The following is a 12,445-nucleotide window of genomic DNA, read 5'->3' on the forward strand; positions in this document are numbered from 1 at the left end:
GAGCCATGGTGCCCTTCACTCGATTTTTCGCAACTCGCCTCCGGCGTCTCGCCTGGCGGCCCGCACGTGCGACCGATGCACGTTCGGCACAGTCGTTAGGCGTCCGGTCGACGTCGGCCGAGGCGTGGGCGCGGCTCGAACGCGCGCTGCTCGCGCCGTCCGGTCCGGCGGCGGAGACGCGTGCGCGCGAACTGGCCCAGGAGAACGTGCGGCTCGCGCTGACCCTCATCGGCCAGCAGGGGCGGGGCGCTGTCGCCCGCATCCTTGCCGCGTGCGACGGGGAGCCTGCCGAGGCCAGCGAGGCCATCCGCGTCGCGCTGGCGGTGGCCGGCGCGCTGGGGCATTCGGCCTGAGCCTGACCGGCGGTGGGGCGCTTTCCCGCCGCCGGTCCTGCGGCCCCACGGGCATCGAGGTGCGCCACACCGCGCCGCAGGAAGAAACCTTTCACCCCCCTCCCCGTATCCAACCGCGTGACGTGATCGACGTGGCGTTCGCCTCATGCCGCCTACCGATCGCCTGGTCCCGCGCGACTTGGATTCCCAGGTACCGACCACTTCCTTGGACGCACCGCCGACTCGGTCGACGACACCTCCGTCGTCGGCCGCGTCGGTGCGCCTCCTCCCGCGAATGGTCGCACCGTCCGGTCACATCCCCCGCGCGTCGACACCACCGTTCTGGGCGGTCGTAGCCGGGGCGTGGACCTTCTTCGGGGTGATGTACGGGTGTGTCTGGACGGCCGCGGCCCGGTACCCCGAATCGGCGTTCCGCTGGACCATTCCGACCGCGCTCGCGGTGGCTTGGTGCTGGGCGCTGCTCACCCCGCTGCTGTTTCGACTGACGCGGGCAGTCACGCCGTCTCGCGTGGGCTGGGTGGTGAGCCTCGCAAGCCACACGGCGGCGGCGATGGCCTGCGCCGCGCTCCTCACCGCCCTGCTGCGCCAGTCGATGGCGTTCCTCGCGGAGTGGAGTCCGGAGCCGTACGTCTCGATGCTCTTCTACTGGTTCGACGTCTGGCTCTTCGTGTACGCGTCGCTGGTCGTGGTGGGACACGCGCTCACGGTACGGCGACGGTACGTCGATCGCACGGTGCGCGCGCACCTGCTCGAAGCCCAACTGTCGCGTGCGCAGCTGCAGTATCTCGAGCTGCAGCTCCAGCCGCACTTTCTGTTCAACGCGCTCAACGCGATCCAGGAGCTGGCCCACGAGGCGCCGCACGCCGCCGAGCGCATGTTGCGGCGCCTGCATGCACTGTTGGCCATCTCGCTGGAGCGATCGGGACGCGACGAAGTCACGCTCGACGAGGAGCTGGCGGCGCTGGAGCCGTATCTCGACATCCAACGCACGCGCTTCTCTGACTGGCTCGACGTGGGGGTGGCGGTGCCGCCGTCGTTGCGTCGCGCGCTCGTGCCGCACCTGATCCTGCAGCCGCTGGTGGAGAACGCGATCCGGCACGGGCTGTCGGTGCGGCAGGCACCCGGGACGGTGACGGTGCACGCGGCGCGGGCGGACGACCGTCTCATCCTGCGCGTGGAGGACGACGGGGTGGGGCTCCGTCAGGCGCAACAGCGCGACGGTGCGACGCGGCGCGAGGGGATCGGGTTGCGCAACGCCAGCGAGCGCCTCCGCCAACTCTACGGGTCGTCCCACCGCTTCGAGCTGCGCGAGGCACCCACCGGTGGGGTGACGGTGGAACTCGAGCTGCCGTATCGCGAAGGGGAGGCCGTCGCCCGAACCGCTGCGTCGCCGATGACCGTCGCCGATGCCATGGCCGCGACCGACCTCGACGACCCCTCGACCTGGCGCACGGGTGAGTACTCGACCGTCTTCCCCGACCTCGAGGTGGTACGGCCCGAGGCGCCTCCCGAGGCGCGCGAGGCCGAGGTGGTGCCCACGCCGCAGTGGCAGGCGAGTGGGAGCTTCCGCGCGGCCCGGCGGGCCACGCCCGAGGCGACGGGGGCCTTCGTGTCGGCCGAACAGCCGGTCCTCGCGCCGACCCCCGGCCTGTCCTGGCGCGCATGGAGTGGCATCGGGGCGCTCTGGTTCGCCATGGCTGTCCTGTGGACCAACCAGATGGTGCTGTACTCGGCGTCGATGCGTCCGAGCGACGACTACTCGTGGCTGGGGTTGGCGCGGCTGCAGGTCGCGACGTCGATCATCTGGCTCGCCCTGTCGCCGGTGGTGGTGGCGCTGGCGCGACGGTTCCGCATCGATGCCACCAACTGGATGCGGATCCTCCCGCTGCACGCGCTCTTTGGCGTCTGCGCAGGGTTGGTGCACACCGGGGTCATGCAGCTGTCGGGGCTGAGCCAGCTCCCCGTGCTGTCGCCTGGCAACATGAACCCGCTCACCGGCGACTTCTTCGTCTACTTCGGATTGTTGGCCTGGTCCCACGCGCGCGACTTCGTGAGCTGGTACCGTGCGCGGGAGCTTGAAGGGGCGCGGCTGTCGGCACGCATCGCTGGATCGCGCTTCCAGGCGTTGCGCGTGCAGCTGCGACCGCAGTTTCTCCTTGCCACGCTGGACCTGCTCGCCGAGCTGGTGCATCGCGACGTGCCACGGACCGAACGGCTCATCACGCGACTCGCCGACACGCTGCGACTCACGCTGGAACTCGGGCGCGACGCGACGTCCTCGCTCAAGCAGGAACTCGAGCTGCTGCAGGCCTGTGTCGAGACACACCGCGATGGGATCCGTCCCGGGGTGCAGCTGGTGGCCAACGTCCCCACATCGCTGCTCCCCCTGCGTATCCCGAGTCGCCTCGTCTGCACCATGGTCGATGAACTGCTCGCCGCCGATTCGTTGAATCCCGGTGCCCCGCTCACCGTACGGGTGGACGTGGAACGGGTGGCCGACGTGACCCGCATTCGCTTGAAGGGGGACGCGGCGTGGGGGGGACGGGCCGGTGGGTCGCACGCCTGGTGGCGCACCAAGAGCGTCGCCGAGGCCGCGGTGGCCGACGCGGGGGCGCTGGTGAGCGTGACCTTCCCCGACCGCGCATCGGCGGTGCTGCTGGTCGCCGATGCACGCGTTGCGTCGAATCCCGAAGCCGCGCCCGAGTGGGCGGCGGCCGTAGCCTAACGCTCGACAGGAGAACGCCGATGCCGATTCGCGTGCTGGTCGTGGACGACGAGCCCATCGCTCGACGTCGCGTGCGCCGCCTCCTTCGCCTCGAGCCCGACGTCGATGTCATCGACGAAGTGGGGAGCGGCGGTGAAGCGATTGCCGCGATCAAGCAGGAACGCCCCGACCTCGTCCTGCTGGACGTGCAGATGCCGGACGTCGACGGCTTCGGGGTGGTTGGGGCGCTCGGGGCGGAGCACATGCCGCCGACCATCTTCGTGACGGCGTTCAACGAGTACGCCGTCCGCGCCTTCGACGTCAACGCGATCGACTATCTGCTCAAGCCCTACGATCCGGAGCGATTCCGCTCGGCGTTCCAGCGCGCCCGCTCGCACCTCGAGCGCATCTCGTCGGCCGAACAGGGGCGGAAGATCCGGGCGTTGCTCGAGCAGGTGCTGGGCGAGGATCGCACCAGCGCCGCGCTGGCCGATCGCCCGGCGCAGCCCATGGGGGGGCAGGCCGCGATGCCGCGCACGCGCTTCCTCGATCGCCTGATGGTCAAGCACGATGGACGCGTCTTCTTCGTCAAGGTCAGCGACGTCGACTGGTTCGAGGCGTCCGGCAACTACGTGCGCGTCCATACCGGCAAGGTCTCGCACCTCATCCGCGAGACCATGCACCACGTCGAGGCCCAGCTCGATCCGTCGATGTTCGTGCGCATTCACCGCGCCGTGATCGTGAATATCGACCGGATCAAGGAGCTCCAACCGTGGTTTGCGGGTGACTATGTGGTGATCCTGCGGGACGGGCGACAGCTCAAGCTCAGCCGCACCTATCGCGAGCACCTGCAGTCGCGCATGCACCGCTTCGCGTAGGGCCTCGCGGGGGGGGCGTTGGTGAACGCGTCATGCATCGGCGGGCCCCTCCGGGGCGCCCGCCGATCGCCGTCCGGAGGAGGGCGGGGCCCGCCATCGGGACTCCCCGTTCACGGCGACTCAAGAGCACGTGCGCTGCGGTCGATACCGTAAGCAGCAGCCTCGGGTTCGTCTGAGGTCGCCTTCCATCGCCGCCCACGCTTCGCCGGCCCGCATGCCCCTCCCTGCAGACCCCACCGCTCGCCGCACGCTTCTCGATCGTGCCCGCATCGGCGTCGATCGATCGCTCGGCCTGCTGCTCCTCCTGCACCTGCCTGTCGCCCTCGTCCTGGCGACGTTGCACGGGACGTGGTTCGCCGCGCTGGGCGTTGGGGCCCCGGTCTCGCTGGTCGTCTTCTGGCTCTCGCGCGTCCGTCCCGGCACGACGCTGACTCGACTGGCGGTGTCGGCGGCGTTCATGGTCTACTCGGCGATCTTCATCCATCAGAGCGATGGAATGGTGGAGGCGCACTTCCACGTCTTCGTGTCGCTCGCCTTCCTGCTGTCGTACCGGGACTGGCGCGCACCGGTGGTGGCGGCGGCGGTAATCGCGGTGCATCACGTCGCCTTCATGGTGCTCCAGAACAGCGGCGTCGGCGTCCACTTGCTGCCGCACGGGCAGTGCACGCTGGGGATCGTGGCCATTCACGCCGCCTTCGTGGTCATGGAAACCGCGGTCCTCGTCTGGCTCGCCAATGGCCTCCAGCGCGAGGTAATGGAATCCGATCAGCTGCAGCAGGTGGCGCACGAGTTGGCGGCCGGCAACGTCGAGGTGGACGTGCAGGGGGGCGAGACCGCCGAGGCCTATCGCAAGGTCATCGTCGCGGTGCGCTCCCTCGTCGCCGAGGCTGGGGCCGTCTCCAGCGCGGCCCAGAAGAACGACTTCACCCGGCGCGGCAACGCCTCGCTCTTCGAGGGATCATACAAGCACGTCATCAACGATCTCAACGCGTCCATGGACGCGGTGCAGCACGCCCACGCGCAGGCGGCCAGCGAGCGCGACGACGTGCTCCGTTTTCTCCGCGCGCTGCAGAAGGCGGTCGACCGCCTGGCCAACTGCGACATGACGGCGCGCCTTGGTGGGAAGTTCAGCGGGGACCAGGCCCATGCGCAGGAGGCCTTCAATGCCGCCATCCAGCGGCTGGAGACGACGCTGACGGAGGTCTCGCAGCTGTCCGTCGACTGCAAGAACGCCGCGGATGAGATCTCCGACGGGAGCGAGCGATTGGCGCACGGCGCGTCGGCCCAGGCGGCGGCGGTCGAGGAGTCCTCGGCCTCGCTGCACGAACTGTCGGCGATGACCAAGTCCACGGCGGATCACGCGCGCGCCGGACGCGAACTCGCGGAAGATACGAGACACTCCGCGTCGGCCGGCGTGGAGGCGATGCGCGCCCTGAGCGAGGCGGTGACGAAGATCAAGACGAGCGCCGACGAGACGGCGAAGATCGTGCGAACGATCGACGAGATCGCCTTCCAGACGAACCTGCTGGCGCTCAACGCGGCGGTCGAAGCCGCGCGCGCGGGCGATGCCGGCAAGGGCTTCGCGGTCGTGGCGGGCGAGGTGCGCGAACTGGCCATGCGCTCGGCCGAGGCAGCGCGCACGTCGAGTGAGCTCATCGCGCTGTCGGTGAAGCAGGCCGGGCAGGGAACCTCGCTCAGCGAGGACGTGTCGGCTCGCCTGTCCGACATCGACGGACGCGTGCAGCGCGTGCGCGACGTGATCAACGAGATCGCCTCCGCCAACGAGCAGCAGGCGACCGGCGTCGCGCAGATCACGACGGCGGTGGAGCAGGTGGGACGCATTACGCAGGAAACGGCCGACACCGCCGAGCAGTCGCACCTCGTGGCCGCACGGCTGACGGGCGAGGCCGAACGGCTGGACGACGTGCTCAGCGCATTTCGACTCGGGAGCGAAGCTCCCCCCGAGTCGCGTGCGCGCAGCGCGCTCGAACCCGTGCGGGCGGTGGCCCGTGTTGGATAGTCTCCTCGATCTTTCGCACGTACGCCGCGCCCTCGTCATCGACGACGAAGGCGCGGTTCGTGGCGTTTTGCGCCGCTGGCTCAAGCGCCGCGGATGGGAGGTGGCCGAAGCGCCCGACGGCGCCGTCGCCCTCGCGCAGCTCCAGGAACAAAGCGGCGAGAACGCCGCGTCGGACTTCGACGTGATCATCTGCGACTTGCGGATGCCGACACTCAGCGGCCCGGAGCTGCACGCATGGACGCTGACGCACCGCCCGGAGCTGGCGCGTCGCCTCGTGTTCGCCAGTGGAGACGTGCAGGAACCCGCGGCCGCCGAGTTCCTGCAGCAATGTGGTTGTCCCGTGCTCGAGAAGCCGTTCGAGCTGGCGCGGCTGGAAGCGGTCCTCCTGGAACTCGAACCGCGCATCTAGTCCGCGAGGCTCGTGCGTGATCGCTACCGTCCGAGTGCATCGCCGGCAGCCGTCCTGACAAAAGCGGGGCGGTCTTCCCGTTCAGGGTTTCCCGGACGCGGCCGATACTTCGACCCGCAGGGGGCGAAGGTCGTGGTCACGCGCCTCTCGCGACGTCACGCAGTTCCCCTCACGTACCCTCGGGCCGACCATGCTCTCTTCCCTCTCGCTCCGCGCGAAGCTCTTCCTGCTCGCATTCCTTGGCGTAGCCGGTACGACGATCGTTGGCGGCATTGGCTTCGTGGCGCTCGGGCAGAGCATTGCCACGGCGGACGGGCTCAACGTCGGCTCGGCTGCCCAGCGCTCGCAGATGGAAGCGGACATGATGCATGACGCCATCCGCTCCGATGTGTACTCGGCCTTGCTCGCAGCGCAGACCGCCAACGACAAGCGGCGTGCCGACGCGGTCAAGGATCTCGCAGAGCATGCGACGGAATTGACAAGCCAGGTCACCGACGTGGCCAAGTCGACGCTGTCGCCTTCGGTGGCAAAGGAGGCGAGCGCCGTCATGCCGCTGCTGGCCGAGTACGTCGCGAAGGCCCGCGCGGTACAGGAGGCCGTCAGCGGCGACCCCGTGGTGCTCGCGCAGTCCATCGTGGCGTTCGAGGCGAGCTTCGAGAAGGTCGAAGCCGACATGGCCACGCTGGGTGACCACATCCAGTCGACGACGAACGCGATCACGAAGGCGAGCGCCACGCAGTTCGCTCGCGCGAAGCTCATCGTCGTGGTCTCCTCGGTGCTCGTCATCCTCATCGCCCTCGCGGTCGGCTTCGTCATCGAGCGCCGCATCACCGGGTCGCTGCTCGCCGTGGTGGAGCGCGTGCAGACGCTGCGCGCCGCGTGCATCACCGAACTGCGCACGGCCCTCGTGTCGATGAGTCGGGGCGACCTGTCGGTGAGCGTCACCCCGAGCACGCAGCCCCTCCCGGTCACCTCGCAAGACGAAATCGGCGTCCTGACGGGCGAGATCAACGACATCATCGCACAGACGCAGGCGACGGTCGCTGCCTATGGCGATGCGCGCCACATCCTGCACGCGCTCATCGACGAGTCGAATCGCCTCGTGGAGGCGGCGAAGGCGGGGCAGTTGCAGCAGCGAGGCGACGATCAGTCGTTCGACGGGTCGTTCCGCGAGCTCGTGCAGGGGATCAACCATACACTCGACGCCGTCATCGCCCCGGTCAACGCGGCGACGGAGACGCTCGAGCGCCTGGCGGTTCGCGACCTCACGTCGCGCGTGGAGGGGAACTATCGCGGGGACCATGCCCGCATCCAACAGTCGCTCAACAGCGCGATGGACAAGCTGTCGGAAGCGATGAGTGCCGTGGCCGACACGGCCGAAGGGGTAGCGAGCAGCGCCCAGCAGATCGACGCCGGGAGCAAGGAGCTCGCGCGTGGGGCGAGCGACCAGGCCGCCTCGCTCGAGGAGGTGTCGGCCAGCGCACGCGAGCTCGCGGCGATGACCAAGCGCAACGCAGCGAGTGCCGCCGAGGGACGCTCGCTGGCCGAAGGGGCGCGCGCCAGCACCTCGGATGGAGTGACCGAGGTCAAGCGGCTCGCCGACGCCATCGCCCAAATCAAGCAGAGCTCCGAGGCGACGGCCAAGATCGTCAAGACGATCGACGAGATCGCCTTCCAGACCAACCTCCTCGCGCTCAACGCGGCGGTTGAAGCGGCGCGCGCCGGCGATAGCGGCAAGGGATTCGCCGTCGTCGCCGACGAGGTCCGGTCGTTGGCCATGCGCTCGGCCGAGGCGGCGAAGAACACGGCGGAGCTCATCGACCAGTCGGTGCGCTCGACCGAGCAGGGGGTCACGCTCAACGCCAAGGTGCTCGCACAGCTCAGCGAGATCGACGACCGCGTGAATCGCGTGGGGCAGGTCGTGGGCGAGATCGCCGCGGCAAGCGACGAGCAGGCGAAGGGGGTCGAACTCATCGACCGCGCGCTGGAGGAGATGTCGCTTCGTACGCAATCGGTGGCGGCAAGCGCCGACGAGAGCGAGGGCGCCTCGCGCAACCTGACCGAGACCAGCTCGATGCTGCGCGGTCTCGTGGGCGAGTTCGTGCTGGATCGGCGCGGGACCCGACCGTCGAGCCGCGCGACGTCCACGGCTGCCGAGGGGGCCGCGGCCGCCGAGGCGACGGACGGAAGGGCCCGCGCGTTAGGCAGCGGGGCACCGACATCGGCGGGGCCGTCCCCGTCGTCTTCGGCGGCGCCGCGTGCCAAGGCAGGGCGGGGGAACGCCGTCGCTCCGCGGGCAGCCGCCGCGGCCAAGGTCACGCCGTCGCCCAAGGCCGCGCCGTCGGCCAACGCGTCGTCGCTCCCCAAGCCCTCCGCCCTGGCCAAGGCGCCGTCGCCGCCGAAGGCGAGCGCCGCGCGGTCACGCCCGGCCCCCAATCCGCCCGGGCTTCCCGAGATCTCGATCCCGCTCGACGACGACGACTGGAACTCGATGCAGAACTTCTAGCGCCGCACGACGGGCAACAGCCGCGGTGCAGGACGATGGGCGAGGACCCGGTGCGAAACATCGCACCGGGTCTTCGCGTAGGATCCAGTGTCCCACGCACTTCTCCAACGGAGCGGCAACGTGTCGGTCATCAAGCTCGCGGTCTTCGTCCTGCTCACGCTCTTCGTCGCGCTCCCCTTGGCCGGGGTTGTCGCGTTGGTCGGCCTCCCGATACTGGCGGTCCTCGGCGTGGTGGCGATTCCCGTCGTGGCGCTCCTGTTCGCCATCGGCCTGCCGTTCTTCATCCTGTTCGTCGTCGCGATCGCGCTCCTGGGCGTCGTCTTCGGACTCCTGGGCGCCGTCGTCGGCGTGGGGATCGTGGTGCTCAAGCTCGCTCTCCTGATCGCGATCCCCGTCTGGTTCGTCGCGTGGCTCGTTGGCAAGGCGCGCGACCGTCGGCAGGACTACTCGACGATCTAGCCGTCGGGGAGGCAGGAAGGAGAAGCGCCGCAGCGACTGGTCGCTGCGGCGCTTTCATCTGCGACGCGTTCACGTGTGCGGGCGCGCGGACGTCGCGCGGGATGACGGGCCTTCGCTATTCCGCTGGCAGCAGCGGCGTCACGGCGGCGCGGTCTTCCTCGCCGGTCCGGATGCGCACGACCTTCTCGACGGGGAGGACGAAGATCTTGCCGTCCCCAACCTCGCCCGTGCGCGCGCCCTTGACGATCGCGTCGATCGTCGGCTGCACGAACGGGTCGGAGACGCCGATCTCGAGTCGAATCTTGGGGTGCAGCTCGACCTTCACGGTGGTCCCGCGATAGTTCTCGACATGCACCGTCTCACCGCCGTGCCCTTGCACGCGCGAGACGGTCAGGCCGCGGACGTCGGCGCGGTACAGCGCCTCGAGGACGTCGCCCAGGCGCTCGGGTCGAAAGACAGCAACGATCAGCTTCATGGCTTCTGGAGACCGAGAGACGAGTAGTCGGGACGAGGCGAGGACGACGGACGGCAGCTTCACGAGGAATTCCCCAGCGCGCCGCTATGCGGCGGTGTCCTGCAGGACAAGCATCGCGCCTTCGCCGTCCGAGTAGCCTTCTTCGCCGTGCTGCGACACGTCCAGCCCCTCGGCCTCCTCACGCACGGGGACGCGCAGGGGACGCACGAGCGAGACGAGCTTGAAGACGACAAACGAACCGAAGCCGGCGTAGACGATCGTCGCCAGGACGCCCACCAGCTGCTTGACCACCAGGAAGGCGTTGCCGGCGAGCAGGCCGTCCTCGGGTGCGCCGCCCCACGCCTTGGTCGCGAAGACGCCGGTGAGCAGCGCCCCGACGATTCCACCGACACCGTGCGCGCCGACGACGTCGAGCGAATCGTCGAGCCGCGTCGAGGCGCGCTTGGCGATGGCGAAGTACGACGGAACGGCGGCGATGGCGCCGATGGCGAGCGCGCCTAACGGCGAGACGAAGCCACACGCCGGGGTGATGGCCACCAAGCCGACGACGAGCCCGGTGCCGGCGCCCACTGCCGTCGCGTGACGCGTGCGCCAGAGGTCGAGCGTCAGCCAGACGGCGAGCGTCGCCATGGGGGCGAGCGCCGTGTTGACGAGGGCGACGACCATGGACCCGTTGACCGCGAGCGCGCTGCCGCCGTTGAAGCCAAGCCAACCGAACCAGAGGAGCGCGGTTCCGGTGAGCATCATCGGGACGTTGTGCGGGAGGAACGCCTGCCGGCCGTAGTCGCGCCGCTGCCCGACCACGATCGCCCCCACCCCGGCCGCTGTCCCGGCGGCGATGTGAACCACCGTCCCTCCGGCAAAGTCGAGCACCCCCCACGCGCCGAGCCAGCCCCCGCCCCATACCCAGTGCGCGATGGGCGCGTAGATGACCACAGACCAGATGGTAATAAAGAGCAGATAGGCCGAGAAACGCATGCGCTCGACCAGGGCGCCAGAGATGAGCCCCGCCGTGATGATGGCGAAGGTCCCCTGGTACGCCATGAACAGCAGGTGCGGAATCGACCCCTTGGCCTCGAGCGTCACCCCGTTCAGGAGGAGGTGGTCGAGGTTCCCGAGCACCGCGTTCCCCGAGCCGAACGCGAGCGAATAGCCGAGCAGGAGCCATGGGACACCGACCACCCCGAACGAGGCGAGCGACATCATCATGGTGTTGAGTATGCTCTTGGACCTCACCAGGCCGCCGTAGAAGAGCGCGAGGGCGGGGGTCATGAGGAGGACGAGTCCGGTGGCGATCGCGATCCAGAGCGTATCGACCGGGTTGGAGCCTGTCAGCGGCACGGGCGTCTTTGTAAAGGTCGGGGACGGCGCCTGGGTTGCCGGCCCAGAACGTAGTGTAACAGTAATCGTGCTGAAAATGCACGAAAACCCCCTCAAGCGACGCAAATCGCCGAGAGATTGCCTCGTAATGACTCTCAATGCGTGCTGAAAGCGCACGAAAGAGCGCTCGTTGTACGTGGAGACGCTTCGCAACAAGAAATGGGACTCGCCCTTCGCGGCCTCGGCTGCTACATCTTCGCGACGGTCGCCGTGCCTCTCCAGAACCACTGACCAACATGACTCGCTCTCGCAAGGACCGCGATTCGCCCCGCCCAGTCGCGCCAGGAGAGACTCGCGCCAAACCACGCGACAAGCCCGGCGCGAAGCCTGGCGCCAAAGCTCGCCGGAACGTGGGGAAGGAGGGACGCGAGGACATGACGCGTACGCGCGTCAGCGTCCCGGGAGGCGATGTGGTCGCGTACTCCTGCGGGACCGGACGCGAGACGCTTCTCGTGGTGAGCGGCGGTCCCGGGTGTGCGTGCGACTACTTGCGAGACGCGCATCGTCACTACGCCAACGAAGGCTTCCGCGTCGTGGCGTGGGACCAGTTGGGGACCGGCGAGTCGGACGTCCCGGATGACCCTTCCCTGTGGAACATTCCGCGCTTCGTGGCCGAGCTCGAGGCGGTTCGCCGTGCCCTCGGTATCGGGCGCTTCCACCTCCTGGGACACTCCTGGGGAGGGATCCTGGCCCTCGAGTACGTACTCGCGTTTCCACAGCACGTGAAACGCTTCGTGATGTCGAACATCGGGCCCTCCGTCCCGCTGCTCAACCTCGGCTTCAAGCAGTGCAAGATGGCGCTGGGCATCGAGACGGTGAAAATGATCGCGTTGCACGAATGCGCCGGGACGGTCGGCCATCCGGAGTACCAGGCGGCGGCCACCCTGCTCAGCTTCCGGCACCTTTGCCGGATGCATCCGCTCCCTGAGCCCGTCGTGAGGAGTCTGGGAGTGCTCGGTCCCTCATTTGCGGCGATGTTCGGTCCGCACCTGTATCACTGCACGGGGTCCCTCGCGTCATGGGATCGAACCGCCGACTTGCACACGGTCGGCCTCCCGGTGCTGCTGACGACCGGTGAGCACGACTACGTGCTCCCCGAGTACGTCGCGATCGCCGGGAATCACTTTCCGCGCGCGAGCCTCCGCATCTTCGCGAATTGCGGTCATATGCCATTCTGGGAGGATCCCACGGCGTATCACGCCGAGGTGCTGGGCTTTCTCAAGGGACACGGATAGCGCGATTCCAGGTTCCCTTCTTCGGG

General features: G+C 68.8%; 10 protein-coding genes. 8 read left to right on the forward strand and 2 right to left on the reverse strand.

Translation table 11 applies throughout. The features are described 5' to 3' along the window. Window positions 1–5 precede the first annotated feature (5 nt). The 7 genes from IPN47_00705 (at window position 6) to IPN47_00735 (ending at window position 9,329) form a co-directional block, all read left to right on the forward strand. Window positions 6–353 carry a hypothetical protein gene (locus IPN47_00705; protein ID MBK9406569.1) on the forward strand — a complete coding sequence of 116 codons (348 nt, stop codon included), beginning with the start codon at window positions 6–8 and terminating at the stop codon, window positions 351–353. 274 nt (window positions 354–627) lie between these two features. Continuing rightward, entirely contained in the window at window positions 628–3,078 is a 2,451-nt protein-coding gene (locus IPN47_00710) for a histidine kinase (GenBank protein ID MBK9406570.1), read from the forward strand. A gap of 20 nt (window positions 3,079–3,098) precedes the next feature. Further along, on the forward strand, window positions 3,099–3,935 hold the full coding sequence (locus tag IPN47_00715) for a response regulator transcription factor (GenBank protein ID MBK9406571.1): 837 nt from the start codon (window positions 3,099–3,101) through the stop codon (window positions 3,933–3,935). Window positions 3,936–4,149: 214 nt separating this feature from the next. Beyond that, window positions 4,150–5,955 (forward strand): methyl-accepting chemotaxis protein, encoded by a 1,806-nt coding sequence (locus IPN47_00720; GenBank protein MBK9406572.1) that lies wholly within the window; start codon window positions 4,150–4,152, stop codon window positions 5,953–5,955. Next, entirely contained in the window at window positions 5,945–6,364 is a 420-nt protein-coding gene (locus tag IPN47_00725; GenBank protein MBK9406573.1) for a response regulator, read from the forward strand. Before IPN47_00720 ends, IPN47_00725 begins: the two co-directional genes overlap by 11 nt. 190 nt (window positions 6,365–6,554) lie before the next feature. Then, entirely contained in the window at window positions 6,555–8,870 is a 2,316-nt protein-coding gene (locus IPN47_00730) for a methyl-accepting chemotaxis protein (GenBank protein ID MBK9406574.1), read from the forward strand. 87 nt (window positions 8,871–8,957) lie between these two features. After that, entirely contained in the window at window positions 8,958–9,329 is a 372-nt protein-coding gene (locus tag IPN47_00735; GenBank protein MBK9406575.1) for a hypothetical protein, read from the forward strand. 115 nt (window positions 9,330–9,444) lie between these two features. On the opposite strand, the gene IPN47_00740 is transcribed toward IPN47_00735, so the two are convergent. Together IPN47_00740 and IPN47_00745 are read right to left on the reverse strand one after the other, a co-directional pair. Next, complete coding sequence (locus IPN47_00740; GenBank protein ID MBK9406576.1) at window positions 9,445–9,804, reverse strand: P-II family nitrogen regulator; 360 nt, start codon at window positions 9,802–9,804, stop codon at window positions 9,445–9,447. An 84-nt stretch (window positions 9,805–9,888) separates the two neighbouring features. Next, window positions 9,889–11,076: an ammonium transporter gene (locus IPN47_00745; GenBank protein MBK9406577.1), complete on the reverse strand. Its 1,188-nt coding sequence runs from the start codon at window positions 11,074–11,076 to the stop codon at window positions 9,889–9,891. A gap of 482 nt (window positions 11,077–11,558) precedes the next feature. Here IPN47_00745 and IPN47_00750 point away from each other — a divergent pair, with 482 nt between their 5' ends. After that, a complete protein-coding gene (locus tag IPN47_00750) occupies window positions 11,559–12,419 on the forward strand; it encodes a proline iminopeptidase-family hydrolase (GenBank protein MBK9406578.1) in 861 nt (286 codons plus the stop codon). The last annotated feature ends 26 nt before the right edge of the window (window positions 12,420–12,445 follow it).

This window comes from Gemmatimonadota bacterium (assembly GCA_016719105.1).
Taxonomy (GTDB): Bacteria; Gemmatimonadota; Gemmatimonadetes; order Gemmatimonadales; family Gemmatimonadaceae; genus SCN-70-22.

Excerpts from the sequence above, each read along its gene's own strand:
- IPN47_00705 (MBK9406569.1), top strand. The coding sequence starts at position 6 with ATGGTGCCCTTCACTCGATTTTTCGCAACTCGCCTCCGGCGTCTCGCC.
- IPN47_00710 (MBK9406570.1), top strand. The coding sequence starts at position 628 with ATGGTCGCACCGTCCGGTCACATCCCCCGCGCGTCGACACCACCGTTC.
- IPN47_00715 (MBK9406571.1), top strand. The coding sequence starts at position 3,099 with ATGCCGATTCGCGTGCTGGTCGTGGACGACGAGCCCATCGCTCGACGT.
- IPN47_00720 (MBK9406572.1), top strand. The coding sequence starts at position 4,150 with ATGCCCCTCCCTGCAGACCCCACCGCTCGCCGCACGCTTCTCGATCGT.
- IPN47_00730 (MBK9406574.1), top strand. The coding sequence starts at position 6,555 with ATGCTCTCTTCCCTCTCGCTCCGCGCGAAGCTCTTCCTGCTCGCATTC.
- IPN47_00740 (MBK9406576.1), bottom strand. The coding sequence starts at position 9,804 with ATGAAGCTGATCGTTGCTGTCTTTCGACCCGAGCGCCTGGGCGACGTC.
- IPN47_00745 (MBK9406577.1), bottom strand. The coding sequence starts at position 11,076 with ATGACCCCCGCCCTCGCGCTCTTCTACGGCGGCCTGGTGAGGTCCAAG.
- IPN47_00750 (MBK9406578.1), top strand. The coding sequence starts at position 11,559 with ATGACGCGTACGCGCGTCAGCGTCCCGGGAGGCGATGTGGTCGCGTAC.